This is a genomic window from Plantibacter sp. MDV22-iso1, from assembly GCF_058408345.1.
This window is the reverse complement of the sequence record NZ_JBZVDY010000001.1, coordinates 1,192,696-1,219,285: the sequence shown is the minus strand read 5'-3', so window position 1 is coordinate 1,219,285 and position 26,590 is coordinate 1,192,696. Positions and strand designations below refer to the sequence as shown.

Sequence of the window (26,590 nt, the reverse complement as noted above, 5' to 3'; positions counted from 1 at the left end):
GAAGGGCCTACAGGCCGAGCGACTCCAGGTACGCCGCCGTGTCCTGCCAACCGTGCACGGCCACCGACGGCACCCCGAGCGCGAGGACCGGGTAGTCGTTGCCGCCCTCGTCGAGACGGTCGCCGACGAAGACCATCTCCTCCAGCGGGATGCCCGTGTGCTCGGCGAGCCGCGTCATTCCGAACGCCTTGTCGACGCCCGCCATGGTGATGTCGACGGAGGTCGAGCCGCCGGAGCGGACCTCGAGGTCGGGGAGCAAGGCCTGCACGGCGGCGCGCAGCGACTCCTTCTTCGCGCCGTCGGGGTCCCAGGCGGTCTTCTCGGCGACCGGCGCTGCCTGCCCGAGGGCGGAGAAGGTGATCTGCGAGCCGCGGTCCTCGAGGATCGGTCCCCAGGTCTCGTCGGCCCAGAGGCCGAGTCGCTTGGCCTCGGTCTCGAGCGCGCCCATGGCTCGGGCCTTCTGGTCGTCGGTGAGGTCGTGCTTGTAGACGGTGACCCACGCGGTGCCGTCGAAGCGGTCGTACCGGGTGCCGCAGGTGGGCATGAGGTGCAGTCGGCCGAGGGCCTCGGGCGACGCGGCTCCGAGCCGGTCGAGCACCTGGTTCTGGAACTGCACGATCTGGCCGCCCGAGATGATGCACACCGAGGTGCGTTCGAGGAGCGCGACGAACAGTTCGGCCATGCGAGGGTCGAGCGCGGACTTCGACGGGGCGAGGGTGTCGTCGAGGTCGAAGGCGACGAGGCGCGGCAGGGAGGTCATGGGTTCCGTTCGGTCGGTCGAGAGGACGGTCGTCGAGGGCCATCGGCAGGCAGGACGGCCGCCCGAGGCCTGAACATCCCCTCATGGTATCGAGCGCAGCCCGGGACTCGGTGCCCGTGACCCTCCTCCGGTACGATGGAGGGGTGCGTGCACGAGACGCCCGCCCGCAGAGGGTGGGCGTCCGGCCTGTCAGGGCGTGGTTCCCCAGCGGATCCGCCGGGCACACGAGAATCCGGAAGGGGCGGCATCCAGATGCCAGCAATCGTGATCGTCGGCGCCCAGTGGGGCGACGAAGGCAAGGGGAAGGCCACCGACCTGCTCGGTGACCGCATCGACTACGTCGTGAAGTTCAACGGCGGCAACAACGCGGGGCACACGGTCGTCATCGGTGACGAGAAGTACGCGCTCCACCTCCTGCCGTCCGGCATCCTGACGAGCGGCGTCGTCCCCGTCATCTCCAACGGTGTCGTCATCGACATCGAGGTGCTGTTCCACGAGCTCGAGGCGCTCCAGGCCCGCGGCATCGACGTCTCGCGCCTCCTCGTGAGCGCCAACGCGCACGTCATCACCCAGTACCACCGCACCATCGACAAGGTGACGGAGCGCTTCCTCGGCAAGCGCCAGATCGGCACCACCGGCCGTGGCATCGGCCCGGCCTACGCCGACAAGATCAACCGCGTCGGCATCCGCATCCAGGACCTCTTCGACGAGAACATCCTGCGCCAGAAGGTCGAGGGCGCCCTCGACCAGAAGAACCACCTGCTGGTCAAGGTCTTCAACCGCCGCGCCATCACGGTCGACGAGATCGTGGCCGACCTCCTCGCCTACGCCGAGCGACTCCGCCCGATGGTGGCCGACACCGCGCTGGTGCTGAACGAGGCGCTCGACGACGGCAAGATCGTCCTCTTCGAGGGTGGGCAGGCCACGATGCTCGACGTCGACCACGGCACCTACCCCTTCGTCACCTCCTCCAACGCGACCTCGGGTGGTGCGGCCACCGGCTCCGGTGTCGCCCCGAACCGCCTCGACCGCGTCATCGGCATCGTCAAGGCCTACACGACCCGCGTCGGCGCCGGCCCGTTCCCGACCGAGCTGTTCGACGAGTCCGGCGACTACCTCCGCTCGAAGGGCTTCGAGTTCGGCACGACGACCGGCCGCCCGCGTCGTGTCGGCTGGTACGACGCCCCGATCGCCCGGTATGCGGCGCGCATCAACGGCGTCACCGACTTCGTCCTGACGAAGCTCGACATCCTCGACGACCTCGCCACCATCCCGGTGTGTGTCGCCTACGAGGTCGACGGCGTCCGGGTCGACGAGGTGCCGGTCTCGCAGACCGACTTCCACCACGCCGTCCCGATCTACGAGGAGTTCCCCGGCTGGCAGGAGGACATCACCGGTGTCCGCCGCTTCGAGGACCTCCCGAAGAACGCCCAGGACTACGTGCTGGCGCTCGAGGCGATGAGCGGTTCGCGCATCTCCGCGATCGGCGTGGGTCCCGGCCGCGATGCGATCGTCGTGCGGCACGACCTCGTCGACTGATCCGAGCAGCGAACGACGAGCGTCGAACGCACCATGGTGGACGAATCCAGTCAGCCGTCCCTGCCCGGGCTGCCACCGGTCGAGGAGCTCACGAGCGGTGAGGTCAGGCCTCGCCCGGCGGTGCGTGCCCAGCGCGACACCGGAGCGCTCGACCCACGGGTCCGGCGCGCCCTGGCGACGCTCGACGACGATCCCGACCTCTCGCTCGTCACCCTCGCGAACGCGCTCGGGATCACCCGTGCGACGCTCATCCGGATCGTGCGTGAGGCGATCGGCATGACCCCGAAGGAGTACGCGGCAGGCGTCCGTGCCCGCCGCGCCTCCTGAGCGGGCGCCGATGTCAGACGGCGCAGGTGGGAGACTGTGGGGGTGAGCGACGACAACCCCTACCTCCTGCTCGGTTCCTACACCTCGGAGGCCGACGGCACCGGTGCCGGCATCAGCCTGCTGCGCCAGGACGAGGCGGGCACCCTCCGCCTCGTGCAGTCGTCGGAGGCGCAGTCGCCGTCGTTCCTGACCCTGCACCCGACGCTGCCGATCGTCTACGCCGCGAGCGAGTCGACCGGGGCCGTCGAAGCGTTCAAGCGCTCCGGCGAGTTCGGGCTCGCGCCGTTCGGCAAGCCCATCGAAGCCGGCGACTCCGTGTGCCACGTCGCGACGGTCCCCGGTGCCGACGTCCTCATCGCGAGTTGCTACGGCGACGGTCGGGTCGTGACCGTCCCGCTCGCGGAGAACGCGGCGTTCGCCGGCGACCCACGTCTCGGCGAGGCGTCCGTCGACCCCTGGGCGTCGCCCACCGCACTCGCCGCCGAATCCGCGGACGCCGGCGAGGACGCGCTCACGCTCCTCGCGCTGGAGGCCGCTGTCGGCGAGGCACTGCCGTCCCGACCGTCGCGCGCGCACGCCTCGGCGCTCCTCCCGGACGGCCGCATCGCGACCACCGACCTCGGCCACGACACGGTCCGCATCTGGCAGCTCCGTGGGTCGCGGTTGGTGCTCGACCACACCGTCGTGTTCCCGCGCGGCACGGGTCCGCGACACCTCGTCGTCCACCCGAGCGGCCACCTCCACGTCATCACCGAGTACTCGGTCGAGGTCTTCACGCTCGGCGTCGACGGCACCGACGGGCACTGGCACATCCTCGCGGCGACCGTCGCGACCTCGGAGGGCGTGTCCGAGGGCGACACGGGTGCCGAGATCAGCCTCGCCGCCTCGCGCGAGCAGCTGCACGTCGGCGTCCGCGGGAGCGACCGCATCGCGACGTTGCGCGTCACCGGCGACGGTTCGCGGGTCGAGGCCGTGGCCGACGTCGAGTGCGGCGGGACGATGCCGCGTCACCACCGGGAGTCGGGCCGCTTCCTGCACGTCGCGAACCAGCTGTCGAACTCCATCGCGAGCTTCCGGCTCGACGAGCGCACGGGCGTCCCGACGACACTCCTCGGGACGCTCGACGCCGGTTCGCCCACCTGCCTCATCCTCGCCTGACCGCGAGACCGGTCCTCGCCCGACGCCCGTCACCGGATACGGTGGAACGGTGACCGCACGACGCCCTGAGCCCCGCCCCATCGACGGCCGGACCATCCGCCTCGAACCGCTGGACCGCGCGCACTATCCGGAGCTGTTCACGGCGATCGCGCACCCGGAGGTGTTCGCCGGTGGCTACGGCGGCGGGCCTGCGGGGTTGCCGACGACGCAGGCCGAGTTCGACGCCTTCGCGGACGGCTACTTCACGACCGGGGTGCGGAACACCTACGTCATCCGGCTCGTCGGCGGCGAACACGACGGGCTCCTCGTCGGCACGTCCACCCTCGGGGACTTCGACGAGCCGGGGGAGGCGGCCCACCTCGGTTGGACGGCGTACGACCCGCGCGTCTGGGGCACCGCCGTCAACGCCGAGACGAAGCTGCTGCTCCTCGGGCTCGCCTTCGACGCGGGCTTCGGCCGGGTGAAGATCCAGGCCGATGAGCGCAACGAGCGCTCACGCACCGCGATCCTGCGCCTCGGGGCCACGTTCGAGGGGCTCATCCGCCGCGACAAGCAGCGGGCGGACGGCACGTGGCGGACCACCGCGCTGTTCTCCGTGATCGCCGAGGAGTGGCCGGAGGTCCGGGCCGGTCTCGAGGAACGCCTCGCCCGGAGCCCCGGCCCAGTCGCCCTCCGCGGCTGACGCGGCCCCGGAGCCCCCCCCGCCCGGTCCCTGAGCTTGTCGAAGGGCACTGTTCACCTGCGCGACACCGGCAGGCCCCGATCGCGCTACGTCGCGACCCTAGCTTGTCCTCCAGACGACGGACGCGGTATCCGACGGCCCGACAGCACGGGCGGCCGCCGACGTCACTGGAGGAACCGTGAACACCAGGCGTATGACCGCCCTCGCCATCGTCGCACTCGCCGCGACCGCGCTCACCGCATGCTCCGCCGGAGCGGACACCGGAGCCGGCTCCGACGTCGACGCCAAGACGGCGACCTCCGCCGAGGACTTCGGCGGGATGGACGCGCTCGTCGAAGCGGCGAAGGCCGAGGGCCAGCTGAACGTCATCGCCCTCCCCGACACCTGGGCGAACTACGGGAAGATCATCTCCGCGTTCGAGGACAAGTACGACATCACGGTCAACTCGGCCGACCCCGACGTCTCGAGCGCCGAGGAGATCACGGCCGCGAAGAACCAGCAGGGCCAGGACACCGCTCCCGACGTCTTCGACCTCGGCTCCGCCGTCGCCCTCGACAACCTCAAGCAGTTCGCGCCGTACCAGGTCGCCAACTGGGACGACATCCCGGAGGGCTCGAAGGAGAAGACCGGCCTGTGGGTGTACGACTACACCGGCCTCGTCTCCATCGGCTACGACGCGGACGCCGTCCCGGCACCGAAGTCGCTCGACGACCTCCTCGGCTCCGAGTTCGCGGGCAAGGTCGCGCTGAACGGCGACCCGACCCAGGCCGGTGCCGCCGCAGCCGGCGTCTACCTCGCCGCCCTGCAGTCCGGTGGTTCGGCCGACGACATCCAGCCCGGTGTCGACTTCTTCCAGAAGCTCAACCAGGCGGGCAACTTCCTGCCCCTCGACCCGACCCCGGCGACGATCGCCTCGGGTGAGACCCCCGTCGTGATCGACTGGAGCTACAACAACCTCGCCGCGGCGACCGAGAACGAGGGCCAGCGCAACTGGAAGACCACCGTCCTCCCGGGTTCGGCCGTCGGCAGCTACTACAACCAGGCCATCAACGTGGACGCGCCGCACCCCGCGGCCGCGCGACTCTGGCAGGAGTTCATCTTCAGCCCCGAGGCGCAGAACCTGTACCTCGCCGCCGGCGCGTACCCCTCGACCCTCGCCGCGATGGTCGAGGCCGACACCGTCGACCAGAAGGCGCTCGACGCCGTGGGCGAGATGCCCGCCGACCTCGTGCAGTTCACGCCCGAGCAGACCGAGCAGGCCACCTCGCTGCTCGCCGAGAAGTGGGCGGCAGCGATCTCCTGATGACCACCTCCGCCACCCGGCGGAGTGAGGCGGGGTCGGCACACGCCGGCCCCGCCGTCTCGCTCCCGCCCACCGACGCATCGGACGCCTCGGCCGAACCCGCTGCGGCGCGCCCCCGCCGCCGTCCGCGCTGGGCGCTCCTCGGCCTGACGCCGTTCGCGCTGTACGCCCTGCTCTTCCTCGCGGTCCCGACGTTCCTCGCCCTCGCCACCGGTTTCTTCGACGGCGACGGCGCGTTCACGCTCGACAACCTCACGGCGCTCGCCGAACCGGCGGTCCTCGGGGCCTTCGCCAGCTCCTTCTGGGTCTCCGCCGTCACCGCGGTCGCCGGAGCCGTCGTCGGAGCCCTCGTCTGCTACGCGCTCCTCGCGGTCCGGCCCGACGGACTCATCCGCACCTTCGTCGATGCGGCTTCGAGCGTCCTCGCCCAGTTCGGTGGCGTCATGCTCGCCTTCGCCTTCATCGCGACCATCGGCATCCAGGGCCTCGTCACCGTGTTCCTCAAGGACCGCCTCGGGGTCGACCTCTTCGCCGACGGCGTGTGGCTCTACCAGGTCCCAGGCCTCCTCCTGCCGTACCTGTACTTCCAGGTGCCGCTCATGGTCATCACCTTCATGCCGGCGATGGAGGGGTTGAAGCGGACCTGGTCCGAGGCGAACGCGACCCTCGGCGGCACCCGCTTCACCTACTGGACCCGGATCGCGATGCCGATCCTCGCCCCATCGTTCCTCGGATCGCTCCTGCTGTTGTTCGCGAACGCGTTCTCGAGCTATGCGACCGCCGCCGCGCTCATCAGCCAGGGGGCGCAGATCGTGCCACTCCAGATCCGCGGTGCCCTCATCAGCGAGACCGTCCTCGGCCGGGAGAACCTCGCCGGTTCGCTCGCGATCGGGATGATCGTCGTGATGGTCGTCATGATGACGGCCTACTCCGCCCTGCAGGCGCGGACGGAACGGTGGCAGCGATGAGCGCGGTCCGCGACTCGGCCACGCCGTCGAAGCTCACCGGCCGGATCATCCTCGTCGTCGTCGCGGTGGTGTTCGCCGTCCCGATCCTGTCGATGGTCGAGTTCACCCTGCGTGCCGGGATCGACGGCGGCCACGACCTCGGCCACTGGGCCGCCATCCTCGACCCGGAGAACTCGCGGAAGTACCGGGTGCTCTTCCAGGGCATCGGCAACTCCGTCGTGCTCGCCGCGGTGACCGTGCTGATCGTCGTGGTGCTCCTGCTGCCGACGATGATCCTCGTCAAGCTCCGCTTCCCGAAGCTGCAGCGGGTCCTCGAGTTCGTCTGCATCATCCCGATCACCGTGCCGGCCATCGTGCTCGTCGTCGGACTCGCGCCGGTCTACTCGGTCGTGGCCAGGCTCCTCGGCAGTGCGCCGTGGACGCTCGCGTTCGCGTACGGGATCACGGTGCTGCCCTACGCCTACCGGGCGATCGCCGCGAACCTGCAGTCGGTCGACGTCGGCACCCTCGCCGAGGCCGCGCGCACGCTCGGCGCCGGCTGGGGGACCGTCCTCGTCCGCGTCCTGCTGCCCAACCTGCGTCGCGGCGTGCTGACGGCGTCGGTCATCTCGGTCGCCGTCGTCCTCGGTGAGTACACGATCGCCTCGCTCCTCGGACGCAACACGCTGCAGACCTCGCTCGTGCAGGTGTCGAAGAGCGACCCCTTCGTCGCGGTCGCCTTCGCCCTGCTGGCGCTCGCCTTCGCCTTCGTCCTGCTGTTCATCATCGGCCGCGTCGGATCGATCCGCCGCATCAGGGAGACACCATGACCACCATCGACCAGTCGGCACCCGCAGCGACGCCCGGAGACGGACGCCCGGCCGGCGCAGCGGTACGGTTCGATCGCGTCGTGAAGGACTACGGCTCGGGTGCCCGTGCCCTCGACGGCGTGAGCCTCGACCTCGCGCCCGGCGAGTTCGTCGCGTTGCTGGGGCCGTCGGGGTGCGGGAAGACGACCGCGCTCCGCAGCCTGGCGGGGCTTGAAGACATCACCTCGGGGAGCGTGCTCATCGACGGGGTCGACGTCGTGTCCGTGCCGACGAACAAGCGCGACCTCGGCATGGTGTTCCAGTCGTACTCGCTGTTCCCACACCTCACGGTGCTCGAGAACGTCGAGTTCGGCCTGCGCATGCGGAAGGTGCCGGCGGCCGAGCGACGGACGCGTGCCGCCGAGAGTCTCGACCTCGTCGGCCTCGGCCACCTCGCCGCCCGCTACGCCCACCAGCTCTCGGGCGGGCAGCAGCAGCGCGTCGCCCTCGCCCGGGCGTTGGTCACGCGTCCTCGGGTCCTCCTCCTCGACGAGCCGCTCAGCGCACTCGACGCCAAGGTGCGCGTCCAGTTGCGTGACGAGATCCGTCGGATCCAATCGGAGCTGCGGATCACGACCCTCTTCGTCACGCACGACCAGGAGGAGGCGCTCGCCGTCGCCGACCGGGTCGCCGTCATGCGTGCCGGCGTCATCGAGCAGATCGGGACGCCGGAGGAGCTCTACTCGCGGCCGTCGTCGCCGTTCGTCGCGGAGTTCATCGGCCTGAGCAACCGGATCCCGGGTGTGCTCGTGCCCGGTGGGGTCGAGGTGCTCGGGCAGGTGCTCCCGGTGATCGGCGAGCAGCCGGGGGATGGTGCCGTCGTCGCGCTCGTCCGGCCTGAGGACGTCGTGTTCACCGACGCGACGGAGCCCACGGTCGGGTCTGCTGCGGTCGTGCTCACCTCGAGCTTCCTCGGCCCGGTGCGTCGCACGACCGTCGAGCTGCCGGACGGCACGCTGGTCGCGGTGCAGCACGGCGCGACGGAACGACTTGAGGCGGGGGAGCCCGTCCGCATCCGCTTCGCCGGCCGTCCCGTCCCGGTGCAGACGGCCTGAGGCCCCTCACCGGCGGGGAGCGGCTACGCCTTCGCGTTCTGTCGTGGCACGACGACCTGCTTGAAGATCAGCAGGATCGACGCCGTCACCGGGATGGAGACGAGGGCGCCGAGCAGCCCGATGAGCGAACCACCCACCATCGCGCCGATGACGACGAGGGCGCCGGGCACCGAGACCGCCTTGTTCATGACCCGCGGGGTCAGCACGTACGACTCGATCTGCATGTAGACCAGGTAGTAGACGATGACGACGAGTGCCGTCGTCGGTGAGTCGAACAGCCCGACGGTCGCGACGATGACCGTGGCGATGATCGAGCCGACGAGCGGGATGAGCGTCACGAAGAAGATGACGACGGCGAGGATCCCGGCGTACGGCACCCCGACGATGAGCATCATGATGAGCCCGAGGACGGCGTTGATCCCGGCCAACACCACCATGCCGCTCACGTACCCGCCGATCGAGGCGGTGATCTGGTCGGTGATCGACACGACGCGCGGCCGGGAGCGACGGGGCACGAGGGAGGTGAACGCGTTCTTCATCGCCTGCATGGACGCGAGGAAGTAGAGCGCGAGGACGAGGGCGATGAAGCCGCCGAAGAAGCCGTTCGCGATGCCGACGCCGAGGTTGAGGGCGCCGCCGGCCAGGACGACCCACGTCTTCGGGTCGGCGGCCACCCCGTAGAGCCAATCGAGCGCGCCCTGGAGATCGACGCCCGGACCGAGGTAGTCGCTCAGGGACCGGAACCACTCCTGGTCCTGGATGCCGGTGAGGAAGGCGGGGGCGTTGCTCACCAGCTCGACGGCCTGCCGGGTGACGACGGGGATGACGAGGGCCAGGAGGATCGCGAGCAGGACGGCGAAGGCGGCGAAGACGATCGCGATGGCGAACGGGCGCTTGATGCCTCGTGCCTCGAGTCGGACGACGACCGGGTCGAGGCCGAGGGCGATGAAGAGTCCGACCGCGATGGAGACGAGGATGGTCGACAGCGAGCCGAGGGTGAGGACGAGCAGGATGGCCGCGAGGGCACCGAGTGCTCCGACGAAGCCGATCGCGAAGGGGCGCTGGAGGGTCGTCCTGACGGTGGTCGTCACCTCGGCCGCGCGGTGGGCGCGGAACCGGACACGCTGCTGACGTGCCGCCGGACGCAGCTGCTGGTGGCGATGGGGCGTACTCGTCATGCCGCAAGCGTATTGCCCACCGCCCGTTTGCCCGACAGCTGTCGTGGTACCGGAGGATGAGACCGGGTCCCGCAGGATCACCCGGCTGCGGGATGTGTCGGGTGTTCGCGTTCAGGACGATGGGAACATGTCATCGATCACCCGCTCGCACGCCGTCCATACCCGGGTCACCGCACCGCTGCGGGCGGTCCCGCTCACGGAGCCGATGCCGGGCCGGCGCGACGAGGCCGCGGAGCAGGGAGTGGTCGCCGAGCGCGTCAGCGCTACTGCGCACGTCGCCGCGGGCGCTGCCGGGGTCGATCTCACCGCCTCGGTCGAGCCGACCCAGACGCCCGCGGCCGCAGCCGGCGGGACCGACGCCGGAACAGGTCTCCGCTTCCTCGGCGCGGGCTGGGCAGCCGACGCGGCGGTCTTCGCCCAGTACCGCCGCCGCGGCAACTGACCGCGAGGTCCACGCCGGGTCCACCTCGCGGATGACCCGGGCGGGGGAGCTTGCATCGCCCGGCCGACGCGCTGCGGGACACCCGCCGCCGACGATGGGAGCATGAACACTTCGATCCTCTCCGCTCGCGGACTCACGAAACAGTACGGGCCGACCGTCGCCCTCGCCGGCGTCGATCTCGACATCCTCCCCGGTGAGTCGGTCGCCATCATGGGTGCCTCCGGCTCCGGCAAGACGACGCTCATGCATGCGCTCGCCGGGATCGTCACCCCCGATACCGGCTCGATCGCCTTCAGCACCCCGACGGGCGTCGTCCGCGTCGATCAGCTCGACGAACGCCACCGCTCGCAACTGCGGCGCGAGTCCTTCGGCTTCGTCTTCCAGCAGGGCCTGCTCATCCCCGAGCTGACCGCCGTCGAGAACGTCGCGATCGCCCTGATGCTCGGCGGGACACCGCGGATCGCCGCCGAGTCGAGTGCGGCAGCGTGGCTCGCCGCTTTGGGACTGGCCGGCATGGAGACCCGCCGGATCGGCGAACTGAGCGGTGGTCAGGCGCAGCGCGTCGCGATCGCCCGCGCTCAGGTGACCGGTGCGCCGATCGTCTTCGCCGACGAGCCGACCGGCGCGCTCGACTCCCGGACCTCCGCCGACGTCATGGGGGCGCTGCTCCACGCGACCACCGGGCAGGGACGCACGCTCGTCCTCGTGACGCACGACGAGACGGTCGCCGCGCGGTGCTCTCGGATCATCCGCCTCGCCGACGGTCGGATCATCGGGCAGCCGGGCGGGGTCGGCGCACCGACCCCGGCGCAGCAGTTCGCGAGCGGGCAGGCACCCGTGCCGCAGCAGGCGCAGCAGCCGTACCCGCCGCAGCAGCCCCCGTACCAGCAGCAGCCCGCCGGGCAGCCGTTCCCGCAGCAGCCATACCCCCAGCCCGCTGCGCAGCCGTACCCGCCGCAGACCTACCCGGGTCAGGCGACCGGTGTCGTCCCGAACGGAGCCCGACCGTGACCGCCGCACTCGGGGTCGCACCGACCCGGATCCCGGTCCCCGCCGGCAGCGGTCGCAGTCCCGTCGTCCGTCTCACCTGGATGCTCGCCCGCCCCGGCGCGCAGAGCCCTGCGACGATCGTGCTCCCGGCGGTCGCGTTCGCCGTTACCACCGCACTCGTCCTCACGGTGCTCGGCGGCGCGATGATGTTCTGGCGGTGGACCGGTGAGACGGCCTTCGTCTACCAGGTGCTCAGTGTGCTTGCGCTGGCCCTGCTGCTCGTCCCGCTCGGCTCGCTCGGCGGGGCCGCCGCGCGGCTCTCCGCACGGCGCCGCGACGACCGACTCGCCACCCTCCGACTCCTCGGCGCGACACCCGGCACGGTCACGGCGATGACCGTCCTCGAGTCGGCCGGGGTCGCCCTGCTCGGTGCGTTCGCCGGGATCCTGCTGTACCTCGGCATGCTGCCGCTCGTCGGGCTCATTCCGTTCGGTGGTTCCCCGATCGGGGTCGAGGGCGTCTGGGTCGGTGTCCCGATCATCGCCGCGGTGGTCCTCGGGGTCGTGCTGCTCGCAGCAGCGAGCGCCGCCATCGGTCTCCGCGCCGTGAACGTGAGTCCGCTCGGCGTCCGCACGAAGCAGCAGGCGCCGACCGTGCACTGGCTGCGCATCGTCGTCGGGGTCGTCGTCGTGATCGTCGCCTACGGCATGCTCTCCGTCGTGACGGGGTTGCAGGAGGTAGCCGCCATCATCGCCGTGCTGGGCGTCGGGTTCGCCGCCGGTGTGGGCGTGCTCGGATTGATCGGCCCCTGGGTGGTCGGGATGATCGGCCGTGGGTCGGCCAAGCGTGCCAAGACACCTGAGCGGCTCCTCGGTGCACGCACGATCCTGGAGTCGCCGAAGGCGGCGTGGCGTCAGGTCAGCGGCGTGGCGATGACGAGTTTCGTCGCCGTCGTCGCCGGGACCGGTGTGGCGCTCATGGATGCCGCCGGCGGTTCCGACCTCGACCGCGAGAGCGCCATCCTCATCGACGACATCCGCACCGGCGTGATCATCACGCTCGTCGCGTCGTTCCTCATGGTCGCGTGCTCCGTCGGGGTGAACCAGGCCTCGGCGGTCCTCGACCGCCGCGACCTCTACGTCAGCCTCGACCGCCTGGGGGTGCCGCGGGACGTGATGGAACGGGCTCGCGGTCGCGCGGTCATGCTGCCCCTGCGGGTGGTCGCGCTGGGCTCGGCCGGACTGGGCGTCATGCTCGTCCTGCCGATGGCCAGCATCAGTGTCATCCTCGCCCCGCTGTCGGTCCTCGTCATCGTCGGGTGCTTCGCCGGTGGCATCGGGCTCGTGTGGGCTGCCCTTCGCGCGACCCGTCCGGTCGTCTCCGGGGTGCTCCGAGCGCCCGAGCGCGTCTGATCGCCCGGCCCGCACGACGAGAGCGCCCGTTCCGTCCCCTGCATGACGCGGGGAGGACGGAACGGGCGCTCTCGGTGAGGTCGGGTCAGCCCGTGACGACCGCGATCTCGTTCGGGACGCCGGGCAGCTCACCCGTCGTGATGTCGCCGGACGCGAGATCCACGGCGTGGATCGACTTCGTCGCCGGGTCGGTCACGTAGGCGACACCGTCCTGAACGACGAGCGCCGGGTGGGCGTCCTGCCACTCGGCCGGCGGCTCCCAGGCGTCGATGACCTCGATGGTGTCGGTGACGGCACCCGTCTGCTCGTCGAGGATGTGCAGCGAACCGTCGTTGCCGAGCACGATGACCTCGTCGTTCGGCCCTCGGGCGACGTCGCGCCAGGTGTAGCCGACGCCCTCCGGCAGGTCGACGATCTTCGTCGTCTTCGCGACCGTGTCGGTGAACGCGAGCTGGCGGAGGTCGTAGCCCTCGGCGTCCGGGTCGCTGTTGTAGTCGCCGACCGCGATGGAGGACGTCTCGCTGACGTACTGGTTGCCCGTGCGCCCGTAGGCGTCCGGCGCCTGGATCTTCGTGAAGACGCCGCTGTCGTAGACGAGCACGCCGTCGCTGCAGCCGAACACGACGACCTCGTCCTTGACGGTGCCTTCACCGTGCACCGACGGGCACTGCTCGTTGCGGGCGATCTCGGTGCGCGAGTCGTCGAGCACGCGGACACCGGTCCGGGCGTCCGGGGTGCCGATCGTGGACAGCACGGTGCCGTCCTCGAGCTCGATGGCGACACCGTGGTGCGCGGCCTCCGACGGGATGGTCTCGGTCTCAGGCAGCTCGTCGGTGGCCTCGAGGAGGTCGGCGCTGTCGAAGATCGTCGTGTCGCCGGAGCCGTCGGCGAACAGGATGGTCTTGTCGGCGTGACGGACGACGTGGCCTGCGGTGTCGGCGGGGAAGACGAGGTCGGTCAGGACCGGGTCGGCCTGCTTCGAGGTGCCGTCCTCGTCCGTCCACGTCCCGGTGTCGAGGACCTGGAAGCCCTTCGTCGTGGTGACGAGCACGTGCCGCCCGTCGCCGGCGGCGTTCACCCGGTTGAACCCGTCGAGGGGGAGGTCGCCGACCACCTCGAGGGAGGCGGCGTCGAGGACGAGGAGGCCGCCGTCGTAGGTGAGGGTGATCCGACGCTGCGGGTCGGCGGAGGTCGATGCGGTCGCGTCGGGCGCGGAGCCGCTCGCGGTCGAGCAACCGGTGAGGAGGAGGGCCGCGGCGGTGCCGAGGGCGAGGAACGGGACCCGGCCGCGCTTCAGGCGCGATGCCCGGGGACTGCGGTGCTGCTGCTGCATGGTTTCCTATCGGTTCATGGACGCCCGCTCAGGGCGAGAGTCCGGTGGCGATGCGCTCGGTGTTCGCGCGCATCATGGTGAGGTAGGTGGGGGCGTCGCCCGACTCGGCGGTCAACGACTCGGTGAACAACGGGACGACGGCGACGTCGACGTCCGCCTCGTCGGCGAGCACCTGCACGAGCCGGTCGGGTTGGGAGGAGTCGGCGAAGACCGTCCGGACGCCGGCCTCCTCGATCGCGGTCGACAGTTCGTCGAGGTCCGAGGCGCTGGGGGCCGCGAGCGTGGTGCCGCTCGGGATCACGGCGCCGATGACCTGGAAGTCGTAGCGGGCGGCGAGATACCCGAACACGTGATGGTTGGTGACGAGCTTCCGCTGCTCGGCCGGGATGGCGGCGAACGCCTCGGCCATCTCGGCGTCGAGCGCCTCGAGCCCGGCCGTGTACGTGGCGGCGTTCGCCTGCAGCTCGGCCGCGTCGAGCGTGGGGATCTCCTCGAGCAACGCCTCGGTGACCCCGTCCACGACCGACGTCATCTGCGTCGGGTCGGTCCAGAAGTGCGGATCGGTCGCGCCCGACTCGGTCTCGAGGACGTCGACGAGCGAGCCGGCCTCGACGATCGGCACCCCCTCGTCGGCCGCGGTCTCCAGGTGCCGGGTGAGTCCCTCCTCGAGTCCCAGGCCGTTCGACACGAGCAGCTGCGCACCGGTGATGCGTGCCGCCTGCCGCGCGGAGATCTCGAAGGAGTGCGGATCGGCGTCGGGCGGCATGAGGGTCATGACCTCGGCCTGGTCACCGACGAGTTCACCGACGACGTCGCCGAGGATGTTCGTGGTCACGACGACGAGCGGGCGGTCGTCGGCGCTCGCCGCACAGCTCGTCAGGCCGGTTCCGAGCACGAGGCCGGCCGCGAGGACGGCGGTCGTGCGCAGGAGGGCGGTCGTCCGGGGGATGGTCGCTCGCATGGTCAGCGTCCCGTCTCGGCGAGGAACGCCGGTGCCGTGTCGAAGGTGAAGGTGCGGGCGATCCGCGCAGCGTCGCCGTAGTCGATCTCGGAGACGGTGCGCGTGCCCGGGGTGTTCAGGTAGGCGCGGTTCTGGTCGACCTCCAGTTGGACGCCCGTGGCGAGGTCGGCTCCACCGACGAGTGCGGCTGCGGTCCCCGTCACGGCGCCGGTGGCGCCGTCGAGGACGAGGAGGTCGCCGGTCGTCGTGAGGCCCACGACGTGCTGGTCGCGGTCGTCGACGGCGGTGACGAGCTGGAGCGGCGTGGAGGTCGGCAGCAGGGCCCAGCTGCGCTCGCGGGTGTCGAGCAGCCAGGCGCCGGAGGTGCCGGCGACGGCGGCGACCGTCGGACGACCGGGGCGCGAATGGAAGGACATCGCGCGGTCGTCGGCGGCGACAGCCTGTGGATAGGGGATCGCCTCGAACGTGGGGACCGGGTCGGCCTCGCTCGAGCTGCGGTCGACGACGGCGAGGACCGCGCCCTCCGCGCAGCCGATGACGACGCCGACGTTCGTCGTGATGCTGCCGGCCGGATCGGTGCACCCGGCGAGCACAGCGTCGGCAGCGGTCACGGACGCCGACGAAGGGTCGAGGAGGTCGCCGTCGACGCCGTGGAGATGCAGCCTCCCGCTCCCGTCGGATGCGACGACCGTCTCGCCGATCGGCACGGTGAGCCCGGGAGCACCGGGCGAGGTCCGGATCCGACCGGACTGCGTGATGTCGCCCCTGCCGAGTGCGGCGGTGTCGAGCAGGAGTGTCTCGCCCGAACCGGCGAACCGCACGGCGGTGGTCGTCGAACCCGCGGTGATCGTCGCTGGTCCGTCGCCCTCGATCTCGCCCACGACCCGCGCCTCGGCGCGGTAGTAGTGCTGGTGGTCCTCATGATCGACCGTCCACACACCGGTGTCGATGATCGTCACGGTGCCGGCGGGCTCGGACTGCGCGGCGACGAACCGACCGTCGCCCGTGAGCGCCGAGATCGGGCCGAGCTCGGCGAGCGTCGTGCGCTCCTCGCTGAGCAGGTCGGTCAGCTCGACGGAGCCGTCGACGTCGGCGGTCGCGAGGTGCAGTTGCGGCTCGGGGAGCTCACTCGCGCCCTCGACGTAGCCGTGTCCGCGCGGTTCGTCCGAGGCCGACGCGGTGGGTGATGCCGACCCCTGCGGCGCGCAGGCGGTGAGGGTCAGTGCGAGGGCGCCGAGAGTGAGCGCGGTGCGTGTGACGCGGGGGAGCCGGTCGTCGGTCGGGCGGGAGCCGCCTGGTCGGATGGTCGGTCGGAGGAGTCGGTGCACGGTGCGCTTTCCAGGTGGGTCGGTTCGGAGAGGTGGTCGTCGGGGTGGTCGAGGTGTCGGTCGGTGGGCCGCCGGAGCCGTCCGACGAGCGCCCGCGCGCCCCAGGACACCGTGGCGAGCAGGATCGAGCAGGCGGCGATGGACGCTCCGGCCGCGGTGTCGCCGTACCAGGAGAGGAGCAGGCCGAGCAGCACGGCGAGGCCGCCGAAGCCCGAGGCGAGCAGCATGATGAGCGGGATGCGACGCGCCCAATGGGCCGCGGCGACGGCCGGCCCGAGGAGGAGGGCCACGACGAGCAGCGTGCCGACGGCACTGTAGGAGGCGACGACCGCGAGGGTCACGAGGCCGACGAGCATCGCGTGGGCGAGTCTCGGCCGGAGGCCCATGGTCTGCGCGACCCGGCGGTCGAAGGCGAGCGCGACGAACGGGCGGTGGAAGGCGACCGCGACGCCCACGGTGACGAGAAGGGCGATGGCGAGGCCCGCCAGGTCCGCGGGCCGGATGGCGAGGATGTCGCCGAAGAGGATCGCCGTGAGGTCCGTGGCGAACGATCTGCTCGACGACACGATGATGACCCCGAGGGCCAGCATGCCGACGAAGAGGAGACCGATCGAGGTGTCGTGGGACAGCCTGCCGCGCCGCGAGACGAGGCTGACGCCGGCGGTCATGACGACTGCGCTGACGGCTGCGCCGGCGACCGGCGGCAGGCCGAGGAGCGCGGCGGTGGCGACGCCGGGCAGCATGCCGTGGGCCATCGCCTCCCCGAGGAACGCGAGGCCGCGGAGGACGACCCAGGTGCCCACGACACCGCAGACGGCCGCCACCAGCAGACCGCCGACGAGGGCGCGCAGGAGGAAGGCCGCGGTGAACGGCTCGGTGATCCAGGTCATGGTCGAGCACTCTACATGAAAATGATTCTCAGTATTGATAGGGTGAAGACATGCGATCCGCGACGAGCACCCCTCGCCCTCCGATGGCGGGACGGCCCGTCGTGTCCGGCATCCGACTCCACGACGTGTCGGCCGAGTACGACGGCGCGCGCGTCCTGCACGGGATCTCGGTCGAGGTCGGGGCGGCCGCCATCACCGTCGTCACCGGGGCGAACGGAGCGGGGAAGTCGACGTTGCTCGCGGTGATCGCGGGCCTACACCGACCGAGCTCGGGCGGCGTCGACGGCCTCGACGGTCGGTCCGCCGCCTACGTCCCGCAACGCAGTGCCGTGCCCGAGCGCTTCCCGGTCACGGTGCGCGATGTCGCATCGATGGGACGCTGGCCGACGCTGCGTCGTCGGTGGGGTCGACTCGGGGCGAGGGACCGCCGTATCGTCGACGAGAGCCTCGCCCGCCTCGACGTCCTGCACCTCGCCGGACGCTCCTTCGGTGAGCTGTCGGGTGGACAGCGCCAGCGGGTCCTCGTCGCGCAGGCGCTCGCGCGTGAGGCCGACCTCCTGCTGCTCGACGAGCCGACCGTCGGTCTCGATCGTGCGGCTGGGCTGGCGATCCGCGAGGTGCTCCGGGCGGAGGCCGACCGCGGCGCGACGGTGGTGGAGGTGACGCACGATCCGGTCGCGGTCGCCGAGGCCGACGCGCGGCTGCATCTCGAGACGGGCTGTCTCGTCGAGGCTCCGCGGTGAACCGGCTGGGGATCGCCCGGCGACCCGTCTACCGCCCCGGGCGCGTTGCTAGAGTTTTCGCATGAGTCAGGCCGAGCAGCAACCCGAACCCACGACCGGCGCCGCTGCGGCGGACGCCCAGGCGGCCACCGAGCGATTGGGCCGCCTGCGGAGCAGCATCGACAACATCGACGCGGCGCTCGTCCACCTGCTGGCCGAGCGGTTCAAGTGCACCCAGGAGGTCGGTCGTCTGAAGGCCGAGCACGACATGCCCGCGAGCGATCCGGCGCGCGAGCAGCGGCAGATCACCCGTCTCCGGGCGCTCGCCGAGGAGTCGCACCTCGACCCGGCCTTCGCCGAGAAGTGGTTCAACTTCGTCGTCGCCGAGGTCATCCACCACCACGAGCGTCTCGCCAACCAGCACTGATCCCGCGTGTTCCCCTCGGCCAGCGCGGTGCGCTGACGCGAGCGCGGGTCTGTGGCGTGAGCGCGGGTCTCCGGAGGGTCGCGCCCACGCGTGTGGCCCGCGGTGAGGCCCGTTCGCGTGCGATCAGGCCCGTCCGCCCACACTCGGCCCGATTCGCTCGCGGTCGCGTCGGCGCACCGCGCTGGCACCTCGGGTGAGCCAGGGCAAGGGGTCACGCTTCTTCGGGCGGTGTCCAGCGTCCTGCGCCATCATGAGTCCATGACCTGGAACGCCGACTCCCTGCCCGATCAGACCGGACGCGTCGTCCTCGTCACCGGAGCGAACGCCGGCCTCGGCTTCTGGACGAGTCTCGGACTCGCACGAGCGGGGGCGGAGGTCGTGCTCGCTTCGCGGAGTGCGACCAAGACCCAGGCGGCGATGCGGGCGATCCGGGTGAAGGTGCCCGACGCTCGACTCAGCCACCTCCCCTTCGACACCTCTTCGCTCGCCTCGGCGCGCGCGGCGGGCGAGCGACTCGCGGACCTCGACCGTCTCGACGCCCTCGTCGCGAACGCCGGGATGGTGCACATGCCGAAGGAGCGGCAGGAGACGGCCGACGGCATCGAGCTGGTCTTCGCGACGAACGTCGTCGGCCACGCCGCCCTGCTCGCCGAGGCCATGCCGGTGTTGCAGCGCACGGCGGACGCCCACGATTCCGCGCCGCGCGTCGTGCTCCTCGGAAGCCTCTCCACCCTGCTCGTCCGGTTCCACGGCGACGACCTGCAGCTCCGCGACGGGTACAGCGGCTGGCAGGCCTACGCCCAGTCCAAGATCGCCCTCTCGTCGCTCGGCTTCGAGCTCGACCGTCGGCTCGCGGCGTCGCACAGCACCGTCCGGGCCCTCGTCGCACACCCCGGCTACTCGGTCAACGGACTCGACCGTCGCGTCCCCGGCGTCAACGAGCCGAACCGTGGGCGCCGCTTCTCCGACACCCTGCAGTCCGTCTACGCGCAGAGCAAGCAGCGGGGTGCCGAGCCGACGCTCCGAGCGGTCACCGACGAGGCGGCCGACGGTGGTTGGTTCTACGGTCCCCGGTGGTTGACGAAGGGCGACGCCGTCCGACAGACGCCGACAGCGATCACGACCGATCGAGACGTCGCGTCGGCGCTCTGGACCGACCTCGAGCGGCTCATCGGTACGCCCATCCTCCCGACCTCGTAACCGCAGCCGTCAGCGCACCGCGCCGGCACGAGCGCGGGGGAATCGGCCCCAGCGCGGTGCGCTCGCGTGACGGCGGCTCAACCGGCGTGACTGCGGGCCATGGCGCCGAGCGCACCCCTCCGGAGACCCGCGCTCGCGCCACAGACCCGCGCCGCCGTCAGCGCACCGCGCTGGCGCAACCAGAGCTCAGTCGGCGGGGGTCGCCGGCGGCTGCAGGACGCGCAACCACTCCTCGGTCTGCGCGACATGCGCTGATGCCGCCCCGGCGGCCCCGACGGGGTCGCGCGAGATGATCGCCTCGGTCATCGCCCGGTGACCGCGGTTGCTGACCCGACGCAGCTCATCGCCGGCGGGCAGGCTGAAGACGTCGTAGGCACGTGATCGCGACCGGAAGACCTGGAGCAGAGCTGTCAGCGTGGCGTTCCCGGCCGTCCGTGCGATGAGTTCGTGGAACCGGTGGTCCAGCTCGCTCGACTCGGCGGGGTCGGTCGTGCGTTCCATCGCCTCCACCAGTTCGGAGAGTTCAGCGCGTACCTCGTCACTCGCGCGGGCAGCGGCCTGCGAGGTGGCGTGGGTCTCGAGCACCCGCCGCAGCTCGTACATCTGCAGGAGACCGTCGAGGGGGAGGAGATCGACCGTGAGCGACAGGCTGCCGATGATCTCCTCGGGCCGGAGCATCGACACGTAGGTGCCCGAGCCGTGCCGCGACTCGATGATCCCGAGGGCGGCCAGCATGCGGACGGCCTCACGGAGGGACCCGCGTGACACGCCGAGTTCGTCGCAGAGCTCGTTCTCGGCCGGGAACCGCTGCCCCGCCACGAGTCGTCCCGACGCGATCATGTGTCGCAGGCCGTGGAACGCGGTGTCGACTGCGGACATGCGGCTCCTCCTCAGGGGTCGTCCCGCCATCGTAGCGGCCCGTCACCGGTGATCCGCGAGCCGCCGCGGACCATGAGACATCCGATGACTCCACCTTCGAAGACCAAGTCATCCGATGAGTCGATACGGAAACGACCTGAGCGATCACTTGTAACACGACAGAAACCCAAGTCATCAAACGTTGCCCCTATGGTTATCGGACAATCCACTGCATAATCGACTCGGAGGAACGTCACTGTGGACACTCGCACCATCGCACGGCCAGCGCCGCTCACGCTCGGCGACGGCCGACCGGCAACGGCCGGGTGGACGCTGGATCCGACCAAGCGCCACATCAACCACGGATCCTTCGGGGCGGTCCCGATCGTCGCGCAGGAGCACCAGCAGGCCCTCCGCCGCGAGATGGAGGCCGCGCCCCTCACCTGGTTCCCGGCCCTCCCCGCCAAGGTCGGCGCCGCCCGTGTCGGGATCGCCGACTTCCTCGGGGCGTCGGTCGACCAGCTCGCCATGGTTCCGAACGCGAGCGCCGGGGCGAGCGTCGTCTTCTCCAGCCTCCCCGTGCAGCGCGGCCTCGAGATCATCGTCACCGACCACGGCTACGGCGCCGTCACGATGGGAGCGGAGCGCCTCGCGCGTCGCTGGGGCGGCACCGTCCGGACCGCCCGCATCCCGCTCGACGCCGACGCGCAGACCGCCCACGACGCCGTCGTCGCCGAGTTCAGCGACCGCACGGCCCTCATCGTGATGGACCAGATCACCTCGCCGACCGCCCGACTCCTGCCGGTCCAGCAGATCGCCGCCACCGCCCGCGCCGCCGGCATCCCCACGCTCGTCGACGCCGCCCACGTGCCCGGCCTCTACGCCGATCCCATGCGCGACCTCGACTGCGACTTCTGGGTCGGCAACCTGCACAAGTTCGGGTGCGCCCCGCGCGGTGCCGCCGTCCTCGTCGCCCGCAGCCCGCTCGCGCAGGAGCTCTACCCGCTCATCGACTCCTGGGGCTCCCCGTACCCGTTCCCGCAGCGCTTCGACACCCAGGGCACGGTCGACGTCACGAGCTACCTCGCCGCGGCGACCTCGCTCGGGTTCATCGAGGACGTCTGGGGCTGGTCGGCCGCCAGGGACTACATGACCGAGCTCGCCGACTACGCCGTCGAGGTGGTCGCCGACGCCGTGACCGCCATCACCGGCGAGGACAGCCACGTCGACGTGGGCATGCCCGTCAACGCCCTCCGGCTCGTCAAGCTCCCGACCGGCCTCGCGACGACCCACGCGACCGCGGACGGGCTCCGCGACCGCGTCTCCGCCGAGCTCGGTGTCGAGGGCGCGTTCACGAGCCTCGACGGGATCGGCTACGTCCGACTCTCCACCCACGTCTACAACACCCCCGAGGACTTCGAACACTTCGCCGAGCACGCCGTCCCGGTGCTCGCGCGATGGGCCGAGGAGGAACGCGCTGCCACGAGCTGAGCGCGGACCCGCCCGACCCGACATCACCACACCCGCACCACCGCACCGGCACCACAGCATCCACCCCCCCGCAGCACCCCCACCAGCACCACTCAAAGGAGAAGCGAGCATGAGGAAGTCACGCGCAACGGCCGCCATCGGCCTGTCCGTCGTCACCGGCCTCGCCCTGTCGGCCTGTGCCGGCGGCGCGAGCGACGGCACCGTCACCCTGCAGATGGTCGAGAGCCTGACCAACCCCGCCCGGACCGAGGTCCTGAAGTCGCTCATCGCGGACTTCGAGGCCGACAACCCGAAGATCAAGGTCGAGCTCATCTCGCCGCCGACCGATCAGGCCGACCAGAAGATCACCCAGATGCTGCAGTCCGGCTCCGGCGTCGACGTGCTCGAGGTCCGCGACATCACCGTCGGCCCGTTCTCCACCAACGGCTGGCTCGACGACATGAGCGGCGAGCTCGAGGACTGGAAGGGCTGGGACGACCTCACCGACAACGCGACGAAGTACGCGAAGGGCGAGGATGGCAAGGTCTACTACGTGCCCTACGGCTTCTACGGTCTGAGCCTGTTCTACCGCACCGACCTCATCAAGGAGGCCGGCTTCGACGGGCCCCCGACGAGCTGGGACGACCTCCTCGAGCAGGCCTCGGCGATCCAGGACCCCTCGAAGAACCAGTTCGGCTACGCCTTCCGTGGCGGCACCAATGCGAACAGCAACGTCGTCGCGGCCATCGAGGCCTACGTCGCCGACGACCTCGACACCGAGAACGCGTTCAAGCTGACCAACGGCGACACGATCTTCTCCGCACCGGAGGCGCTCGACGCCGTCAACACCTACTTCGACCTCTTCAAGGAGGCCTCGCCGCCGTCGTCCGTCGCGTGGGGCTACCCCGAGATGGTCGAAGGCTTCTCGAACGGCTCGACCGCGTTCCTCCTGCAGGACCCGGAGGTCATCGCGACCGTCGAGCAGTCCGAAGCGATCACGGCCGAGCAGTGGAGCACCGCTCCGCTGTTGACCGGCCCGACCGGCAAGGCCGCACAGCCCATGGCGACCGCGGGTTGGGGCACGGCTGCGTCGAGCGAGCACAAGGCCGAGGCCGCGAAGCTCATCGAGTTCCTCTCCGAGGACAAGCAGGCCACCACCTTCGCCCAGGAGAACAGCCTCGTCCCGATCGTCAAGAGCGCGGCTGACAGCGACTTCTACAAGACCGGCCCGTGGGCCAGCTACGTCACGATGAACGAGAACCCGGACACCTACCTGAGCGTCACGCAGCCGCGCGGCTCCTCCTGGTGGACCGAGTGGATCCAGAAGTCCGACTCGGAGATCCAGCAGGTCCTCATCGGCCAGCTGACGCCGGAGAAGCTCCTCGCGGGCTGGGACGAGTACTGGACCGAGAAGTGGAAGAGCGAGTAACCGTCCATGACGACCACCACTGACGAAGCGGGTCGCACGCAGCAGCGTGCGACCCCGACACCCCCGGCCGGTCCCTCGCGGACCGCCGGTGGGCGTCGGCGGCGCACCTTCACGGTGCGCCGCGGCTTCGGCCTCCTCGCCTTCCTCGCCCCCGCGTTCATCTTCGTGGCGATCTTCATCTACTACCCGATGATCGCCGGCTCGCAGATGGCGTTCCGGAACTGGAACCTCGCCAACCTCACCGACACCTCGTGGGTGGGCTTCGCCAACTTCCTGGCCGTCTTCGCCGATCCCGCCTTCGGCAAGGTCGTGGCGAACACCGTGCTCTGGGTGGTGGCCTCGATCGTCCCGCAGTTCGTCATCGGCTTCGGCATCGCCCTGTGGCTGCGACGGAAGTTCCGCTTCCGCGGCCTCTACCAGGCGATGATCTTCTTCCCGTGGGCCATCTCGGGCTTCCTCATCGGCATCCTGTTCCGCTGGATGTTCAACAGCGAGTTCGGCGTGATCAACGACCTGCTCCAGAAGGTCGGGCTGATCGACACCCCGATCCCGTGGTTGGCCGACCCGAACACCGCGATGTTCGCCGTCATCGTCGCGAACGTCTGGTACGGCGTCACGTTCTTCGCGATCATGATCCTCGCCGCGCTGCAGTCGGTGCCGGAGGACCTCTTCGAGGCCGCAGCGCTCGACGGCGCGGGCAAGGCGCGCATGCTCTTCCAGATCACGATCCCGTACATCCGCACGACGCTCGCCCTCACGGTGCTGCTCCGGGTCATCTGGATCTTCAACTTCCCCGACATCATCTACGGCATGACGGGCGGTGGTCCGGCGAATCAGACCCACATCCTCACCACCTGGATGATCGCGACCACCCAGCGCGGCGACTACGGGCGGGCCTCCGCGATCGGCCTCATCGTCGTCGCGATCCTGCTGGTGTTCACCGCGTTCTACCTGCTGTCCATGCGTGAGAAGAAGGTGAAGGCATGATCGACCAGGAGACCCGGACGGCGAAGGTCGTCAAATTCCTCTTCCTCGGGCTCTGGCTCGTCATCACGGTGTTCCCGCTGTACTGGATCGTCGTCACCTCGTTCAAGAAGCCGGGCGCGATCTTCTCCTACCCGCTGACGTACTGGCCGGAGGTGTTCTCGATCGAGAACTATCTCGGTCTGTTCAGCAAGGCGCAGTTCGGCACCTACGTCGTCAACAGCCTCATCGTGGCGACGATCGCAGCTCTCGTGGCGACCTTCATCTCGATGCTGTCGGCGTACGTGTTGGCGCGGTTCGAGTTCCGGAGCAAGGGGGCGATCCTGCTGGCGTTCCTCGCCACGCAGATGATCCCGTCGTTCATCGCACTCGGCCCGCTCTACCTGCTGATGACGCAGCTCAAGCTCGTCGACAACCGGTTCGGGCTCATCCTCATCTACATCGCGGTGTGCATCCCGTTCTGCACCGTCATGCTCCGAGGGTTCTTCGAGAACATCCCCGACGCCCTCGAGGAGGCGGCCATGATCGACGGCTGCTCGCGGTTCGGTGCGCTCTTCCGGGTGCTCGTCCCGGTGCTGAAACCCGGGATCGTCGCGGCGTTCATCTTCAACTTCGTGAACTGTTGGAACGAGCTGTTCCTCTCGGTGACGCTCATCAACAGCGATGCGAACAAGACGATCCCGACGGCGCTCAACGGCTTCATCACGAGCTACAACATCGACTGGGGCTCCATGTCGGCGGCCGCCGTGCTGACGATCATCCCGACGATGGTGCTGTTCGCGTTCGCGAGCCGGTACATCGTGCAGGGCCTGACCGCGGGAGCGGTGAAGGGCTGACCCCGCTCATTCGCCCGAAGATGGGCGAACCGACGCCCGTTCGCCCATTCCTGGGCGAGCGGGCGTCGTCACGGGCGGCCCTCGGTGAATCTGGAAGCCCGCTGATAGTTTGACGCTCTAGCGACCTGCAGGTGGAAGATGAACCATGTTCGGTTCGAAGCAGACGACGAGGTCACTCCGCTACGCCCGCTACGGCGGGCCCGACGTACTCGAGTTCATCGAGTCCGAGATGCCGCATCCCAGATGGGGCGAGGTCGTGGTCGACGTCCTCGCGAGCGGCATCAACCACATCGAGGCGTTCGTCCGCGAGGGGCACCTCGCGGAGACGGTGCCGATCGAGCTGCCGACGGGGCAGGGGAGCGACTTCGCCGGGTTGGTCCGCGAGGTCGGAACCGGGGTCGAGGGCTGGAAGCGGGGCGACGAGGTGATCGGTCACGCCGTCCGTGGCGCGCACGCCACCCAGGTCGTCGTCCCGGCGTCATCCCTGGTCCGCAAGCCGAAGCGCGTGAGCTGGGAGGAGGCCGGCGGGCTCTACCTCGCCGGACTGACGGCGCTGGACACGCTCGACGGGCTGCACCTCAAGCAGGGCGACACCCTCGTCATCTCGGCGGCGGCCGGCGGCGTCGGGAACATCGAGGCGCAGTTGGCGAAGTTCGCGGGCGTGCGGGTCATCGGCACCTGCGGTGAGCGCAATCACGACTTCCTCCGTGAACAGGGCGTCAAACCGGTCGTCTACGGCGAGGGCATGGCGGATCGGATCCGCACGCTCGCGCCAGAGGGCGTGACGGCGTTCATCGACAACTTCGGTCAGGACGGTCAGGAGCTCGCGTTCGAGCTCGGCGTACCACCTGAGAAGTACCGCTCGAGCGAGGATCGGAAGGCCATCGAGCTCGCCGCACTCGAGCCGGACGAGGAGTTCTCGGCGCACGCCACGAAGCAGCTGCAACGCCTCGCGGACTACGCCGCCGACCACGCGTTGAAGGTCGTCGTCTCGGCGTTCTACCCGTTCGACCTGATCATCGACGCGTTCGAGGATCTCGAGCGGTTGCACGCGCGGGGCAAGATCATCGTCGGCATGCGTCCGGCGAACCCGGAGCGCATCGTCAAGCAGCGAGACCTGCACGACGCCAGGCCCTGACGACGGTGAGCGCGGTGCGCTGGCCCGAGACGTCGGGTTCCGGCGCCAGCGCGGTGCGCTGAACCGAGATGCACGGTTCCGGCCTGGGGGCGGGTCTCGCGCGTGAGCGCGACCCTCCGGAGACCCGCGCTCGCGCGTGTGGGGCGCGCTCGCGTCAGCGCACCGCGATGGCAACCGGAAGGGGAGGGCGGTCGGCTAGTTGAAGATGAAGCCGAGGACGGTCGCGCCGCCTCCACCGAGGACGAGCGCGACGACGAGGACCCAGGCGATGAGCCGCTGACGACGCTTGCGCTGCTCGCCCCATTCGGCCAGTTCCCGGTCTTCGCTGCTGCTCATCACCCCAGCCTACCGG

Annotated in this window: 26 protein-coding genes and 1 pseudogene; 19 read left to right on the top strand and 8 right to left on the bottom strand. The window is 70.3% G+C overall.

All coding sequences use genetic code 11. The features are described from left to right. Positions 1–7: 7 nt before the first annotated feature. Complete coding sequence (locus AC4PMY_RS05820) at positions 8–760, bottom strand: HAD-IIB family hydrolase (RefSeq protein WP_064295553.1); 753 nt, start codon at positions 758–760, stop codon at positions 8–10. 252 nt (positions 761–1,012) lie between these two features. On the opposite strand from AC4PMY_RS05820, the gene AC4PMY_RS05815 reads away from it, so the two are divergent. The 8 genes from AC4PMY_RS05815 to AC4PMY_RS05780 all read left to right on the top strand — a co-directional run bounded on the left by AC4PMY_RS05815 (position 1,013) and on the right by AC4PMY_RS05780 (position 8,640). Beyond that, positions 1,013–2,299 carry an adenylosuccinate synthase gene (locus tag AC4PMY_RS05815; protein WP_064295554.1) on the top strand — a complete coding sequence of 429 codons (1,287 nt, stop codon included), beginning with the start codon at positions 1,013–1,015 and terminating at the stop codon, positions 2,297–2,299. Positions 2,300–2,332: 33 nt separating this feature from the next. Beyond that, positions 2,333–2,626, top strand: a complete 294-nt coding sequence (locus AC4PMY_RS05810) for a winged helix-turn-helix transcriptional regulator (RefSeq protein WP_064295555.1) — start codon at positions 2,333–2,335, stop codon at positions 2,624–2,626. A 42-nt stretch (positions 2,627–2,668) separates the two neighbouring features. Then, positions 2,669–3,784, top strand: a complete 1,116-nt coding sequence (locus AC4PMY_RS05805; RefSeq protein WP_274499344.1) for a lactonase family protein — start codon at positions 2,669–2,671, stop codon at positions 3,782–3,784. A 49-nt stretch (positions 3,785–3,833) separates the two neighbouring features. Beyond that, positions 3,834–4,466 carry a GNAT family N-acetyltransferase gene (locus AC4PMY_RS05800; protein ID WP_064295557.1) on the top strand — a complete coding sequence of 211 codons (633 nt, stop codon included), beginning with the start codon at positions 3,834–3,836 and terminating at the stop codon, positions 4,464–4,466. 193 nt (positions 4,467–4,659) lie between these two features. Next, a complete protein-coding gene (locus AC4PMY_RS05795) occupies positions 4,660–5,769 on the top strand; it encodes an ABC transporter substrate-binding protein (RefSeq protein ID WP_064296115.1) in 1,110 nt (369 codons plus the stop codon). Further along, positions 5,769–6,737: an ABC transporter permease gene (locus tag AC4PMY_RS05790; RefSeq protein WP_071262276.1), complete on the top strand. Its 969-nt coding sequence runs from the start codon at positions 5,769–5,771 to the stop codon at positions 6,735–6,737. The genes AC4PMY_RS05795 and AC4PMY_RS05790 overlap by 1 nt, the downstream gene beginning before the upstream one ends. After that, positions 6,734–7,546 carry an ABC transporter permease gene (locus AC4PMY_RS05785; protein WP_491622187.1) on the top strand — a complete coding sequence of 271 codons (813 nt, stop codon included), beginning with the start codon at positions 6,734–6,736 and terminating at the stop codon, positions 7,544–7,546. The genes AC4PMY_RS05790 and AC4PMY_RS05785 overlap by 4 nt, the downstream gene beginning before the upstream one ends. After that, positions 7,543–8,640 carry an ABC transporter ATP-binding protein gene (locus AC4PMY_RS05780; protein WP_491622186.1) on the top strand — a complete coding sequence of 366 codons (1,098 nt, stop codon included), beginning with the start codon at positions 7,543–7,545 and terminating at the stop codon, positions 8,638–8,640. Before AC4PMY_RS05785 ends, AC4PMY_RS05780 begins: the two co-directional genes overlap by 4 nt. 23 nt (positions 8,641–8,663) lie before the next feature. Here the strand turns inward: AC4PMY_RS05780 and AC4PMY_RS05775 are convergent, their stop codons facing one another. Beyond that, the gene (locus tag AC4PMY_RS05775; protein ID WP_491622185.1) at positions 8,664–9,818 is read right to left on the bottom strand and encodes an AI-2E family transporter; all 1,155 of its coding nucleotides are present in this window, start codon (positions 9,816–9,818) and stop codon (positions 8,664–8,666) included. 127 nt (positions 9,819–9,945) lie between these two features. Here AC4PMY_RS05775 and AC4PMY_RS05770 point away from each other — a divergent pair, with 127 nt between their 5' ends. From AC4PMY_RS05770 to AC4PMY_RS05760, 3 genes and pseudogenes are all read left to right on the top strand, one after another. Further along, positions 9,946–10,260 (top strand): hypothetical protein, encoded by a 315-nt coding sequence (locus AC4PMY_RS05770; protein WP_064296112.1) that lies wholly within the window; start codon positions 9,946–9,948, stop codon positions 10,258–10,260. 102 nt (positions 10,261–10,362) lie between these two features. Then, positions 10,363–11,040: pseudogene (locus tag AC4PMY_RS05765) on the top strand (ABC transporter ATP-binding protein); the annotation flags it as partial. A gap of 227 nt (positions 11,041–11,267) precedes the next feature. Further along, positions 11,268–12,662 carry an FtsX-like permease family protein gene (locus AC4PMY_RS05760; protein WP_491622184.1) on the top strand — a complete coding sequence of 465 codons (1,395 nt, stop codon included), beginning with the start codon at positions 11,268–11,270 and terminating at the stop codon, positions 12,660–12,662. A gap of 85 nt (positions 12,663–12,747) precedes the next feature. On the opposite strand, the gene aztD is transcribed toward AC4PMY_RS05760, so the two are convergent. Genes aztD through aztB form a run of 4 tightly spaced genes read right to left on the bottom strand, consistent with a single transcriptional unit; the run spans position 12,748 to position 17,174 of the window. Next, positions 12,748–13,995, bottom strand: a complete 1,248-nt coding sequence (aztD, locus tag AC4PMY_RS05755) for a zinc metallochaperone AztD (RefSeq protein ID WP_491622183.1) — start codon at positions 13,993–13,995, stop codon at positions 12,748–12,750. Positions 13,996–14,023: 28 nt separating this feature from the next. Then, positions 14,024–14,956, bottom strand: a complete 933-nt coding sequence (gene aztC, locus AC4PMY_RS05750) for a zinc ABC transporter substrate-binding protein AztC (protein ID WP_491622182.1) — start codon at positions 14,954–14,956, stop codon at positions 14,024–14,026. A 2-nt stretch (positions 14,957–14,958) separates the two neighbouring features. After that, positions 14,959–16,284 carry a hypothetical protein gene (locus AC4PMY_RS05745; RefSeq protein WP_491622181.1) on the bottom strand — a complete coding sequence of 442 codons (1,326 nt, stop codon included), beginning with the start codon at positions 16,282–16,284 and terminating at the stop codon, positions 14,959–14,961. Beyond that, on the bottom strand, positions 16,176–17,174 hold the full coding sequence (gene aztB / locus AC4PMY_RS05740) for a zinc ABC transporter permease AztB (RefSeq protein ID WP_064296110.1): 999 nt from the start codon (positions 17,172–17,174) through the stop codon (positions 16,176–16,178). The genes AC4PMY_RS05745 and aztB overlap by 109 nt, the downstream gene beginning before the upstream one ends. Before the next feature lie 50 nt (positions 17,175–17,224). On the opposite strand from aztB, the gene aztA reads away from it, so the two are divergent. The 3 genes from aztA to AC4PMY_RS05725 all read left to right on the top strand — a co-directional run bounded on the left by aztA (position 17,225) and on the right by AC4PMY_RS05725 (position 19,523). After that, positions 17,225–17,917: a zinc ABC transporter ATP-binding protein AztA gene (gene aztA / locus AC4PMY_RS05735; RefSeq protein ID WP_197479080.1), complete on the top strand. Its 693-nt coding sequence runs from the start codon at positions 17,225–17,227 to the stop codon at positions 17,915–17,917. A gap of 61 nt (positions 17,918–17,978) precedes the next feature. Continuing rightward, entirely contained in the window at positions 17,979–18,323 is a 345-nt protein-coding gene (locus AC4PMY_RS05730; RefSeq protein WP_064296108.1) for a chorismate mutase, read from the top strand. A 258-nt stretch (positions 18,324–18,581) separates the two neighbouring features. Next, positions 18,582–19,523 (top strand): SDR family NAD(P)-dependent oxidoreductase, encoded by a 942-nt coding sequence (locus AC4PMY_RS05725; RefSeq protein WP_491622180.1) that lies wholly within the window; start codon positions 18,582–18,584, stop codon positions 19,521–19,523. A 186-nt stretch (positions 19,524–19,709) separates the two neighbouring features. Here AC4PMY_RS05725 and AC4PMY_RS05720 read toward each other — a convergent pair whose 3' ends face one another. Further along, positions 19,710–20,402, bottom strand: a complete 693-nt coding sequence (locus AC4PMY_RS05720) for a FadR/GntR family transcriptional regulator (protein WP_064296106.1) — start codon at positions 20,400–20,402, stop codon at positions 19,710–19,712. A gap of 237 nt (positions 20,403–20,639) precedes the next feature. On the opposite strand from AC4PMY_RS05720, the gene AC4PMY_RS05715 reads away from it, so the two are divergent. The 5 genes from AC4PMY_RS05715 (at position 20,640) to AC4PMY_RS05695 (ending at position 26,238) form a co-directional block, all read left to right on the top strand. After that, positions 20,640–21,872, top strand: a complete 1,233-nt coding sequence (locus AC4PMY_RS05715; protein WP_064296105.1) for an aminotransferase class V-fold PLP-dependent enzyme — start codon at positions 20,640–20,642, stop codon at positions 21,870–21,872. Between the two features lie 109 nt (positions 21,873–21,981). Next, on the top strand, positions 21,982–23,280 hold the full coding sequence (locus tag AC4PMY_RS05710; RefSeq protein ID WP_064294151.1) for an ABC transporter substrate-binding protein: 1,299 nt from the start codon (positions 21,982–21,984) through the stop codon (positions 23,278–23,280). Between the two features lie 6 nt (positions 23,281–23,286). Then, positions 23,287–24,267, top strand: coding sequence for a carbohydrate ABC transporter permease (locus AC4PMY_RS05705; protein WP_079705023.1), 981 nt, complete (start codon positions 23,287–23,289; stop codon positions 24,265–24,267). After that, positions 24,264–25,100, top strand: a complete 837-nt coding sequence (locus AC4PMY_RS05700) for a carbohydrate ABC transporter permease (protein WP_064294153.1) — start codon at positions 24,264–24,266, stop codon at positions 25,098–25,100. The genes AC4PMY_RS05705 and AC4PMY_RS05700 overlap by 4 nt, the downstream gene beginning before the upstream one ends. A gap of 145 nt (positions 25,101–25,245) precedes the next feature. Then, positions 25,246–26,238: an NADP-dependent oxidoreductase gene (locus AC4PMY_RS05695; protein WP_079001370.1), complete on the top strand. Its 993-nt coding sequence runs from the start codon at positions 25,246–25,248 to the stop codon at positions 26,236–26,238. A gap of 195 nt (positions 26,239–26,433) precedes the next feature. Here AC4PMY_RS05695 and AC4PMY_RS05690 read toward each other — a convergent pair whose 3' ends face one another. Continuing rightward, complete coding sequence (locus tag AC4PMY_RS05690; protein WP_162852291.1) at positions 26,434–26,574, bottom strand: hypothetical protein; 141 nt, start codon at positions 26,572–26,574, stop codon at positions 26,434–26,436. Between the last annotated feature and the right edge of the window lie 16 nt (positions 26,575–26,590).

Excerpts from the sequence above, each read along its gene's own strand:
- AC4PMY_RS05695 (WP_079001370.1), top strand. The coding sequence starts at position 25,246 with ATGTTCGGTTCGAAGCAGACGACGAGGTCACTCCGCTACGCCCGCTAC.
- AC4PMY_RS05725 (WP_491622180.1), top strand. The coding sequence starts at position 18,582 with ATGACCTGGAACGCCGACTCCCTGCCCGATCAGACCGGACGCGTCGTC.
- aztD (WP_491622183.1), bottom strand. The coding sequence starts at position 13,995 with ATGCAGCAGCAGCACCGCAGTCCCCGGGCATCGCGCCTGAAGCGCGGC.
- aztB (WP_064296110.1), bottom strand. The coding sequence starts at position 17,174 with ATGACCTGGATCACCGAGCCGTTCACCGCGGCCTTCCTCCTGCGCGCC.
- AC4PMY_RS05700 (WP_064294153.1), top strand. The coding sequence starts at position 24,264 with ATGATCGACCAGGAGACCCGGACGGCGAAGGTCGTCAAATTCCTCTTC.
- AC4PMY_RS05790 (WP_071262276.1), top strand. The coding sequence starts at position 5,769 with ATGACCACCTCCGCCACCCGGCGGAGTGAGGCGGGGTCGGCACACGCC.
- AC4PMY_RS05770 (WP_064296112.1), top strand. The coding sequence starts at position 9,946 with ATGTCATCGATCACCCGCTCGCACGCCGTCCATACCCGGGTCACCGCA.
- AC4PMY_RS05690 (WP_162852291.1), bottom strand. The coding sequence starts at position 26,574 with ATGAGCAGCAGCGAAGACCGGGAACTGGCCGAATGGGGCGAGCAGCGC.
- AC4PMY_RS05820 (WP_064295553.1), bottom strand. The coding sequence starts at position 760 with ATGACCTCCCTGCCGCGCCTCGTCGCCTTCGACCTCGACGACACCCTC.
- aztA (WP_197479080.1), top strand. The coding sequence starts at position 17,225 with ATGCGATCCGCGACGAGCACCCCTCGCCCTCCGATGGCGGGACGGCCC.
- aztC (WP_491622182.1), bottom strand. The coding sequence starts at position 14,956 with ATGCGAGCGACCATCCCCCGGACGACCGCCCTCCTGCGCACGACCGCC.
- AC4PMY_RS05815 (WP_064295554.1), top strand. The coding sequence starts at position 1,013 with ATGCCAGCAATCGTGATCGTCGGCGCCCAGTGGGGCGACGAAGGCAAG.
- AC4PMY_RS05780 (WP_491622186.1), top strand. The coding sequence starts at position 7,543 with ATGACCACCATCGACCAGTCGGCACCCGCAGCGACGCCCGGAGACGGA.
- AC4PMY_RS05705 (WP_079705023.1), top strand. The coding sequence starts at position 23,287 with ATGACGACCACCACTGACGAAGCGGGTCGCACGCAGCAGCGTGCGACC.
- AC4PMY_RS05720 (WP_064296106.1), bottom strand. The coding sequence starts at position 20,402 with ATGTCCGCAGTCGACACCGCGTTCCACGGCCTGCGACACATGATCGCG.
- AC4PMY_RS05730 (WP_064296108.1), top strand. The coding sequence starts at position 17,979 with ATGAGTCAGGCCGAGCAGCAACCCGAACCCACGACCGGCGCCGCTGCG.
- AC4PMY_RS05775 (WP_491622185.1), bottom strand. The coding sequence starts at position 9,818 with ATGACGAGTACGCCCCATCGCCACCAGCAGCTGCGTCCGGCGGCACGT.
- AC4PMY_RS05785 (WP_491622187.1), top strand. The coding sequence starts at position 6,734 with ATGAGCGCGGTCCGCGACTCGGCCACGCCGTCGAAGCTCACCGGCCGG.
- AC4PMY_RS05795 (WP_064296115.1), top strand. The coding sequence starts at position 4,660 with ATGACCGCCCTCGCCATCGTCGCACTCGCCGCGACCGCGCTCACCGCA.
- AC4PMY_RS05710 (WP_064294151.1), top strand. The coding sequence starts at position 21,982 with ATGAGGAAGTCACGCGCAACGGCCGCCATCGGCCTGTCCGTCGTCACC.
- AC4PMY_RS05810 (WP_064295555.1), top strand. The coding sequence starts at position 2,333 with ATGGTGGACGAATCCAGTCAGCCGTCCCTGCCCGGGCTGCCACCGGTC.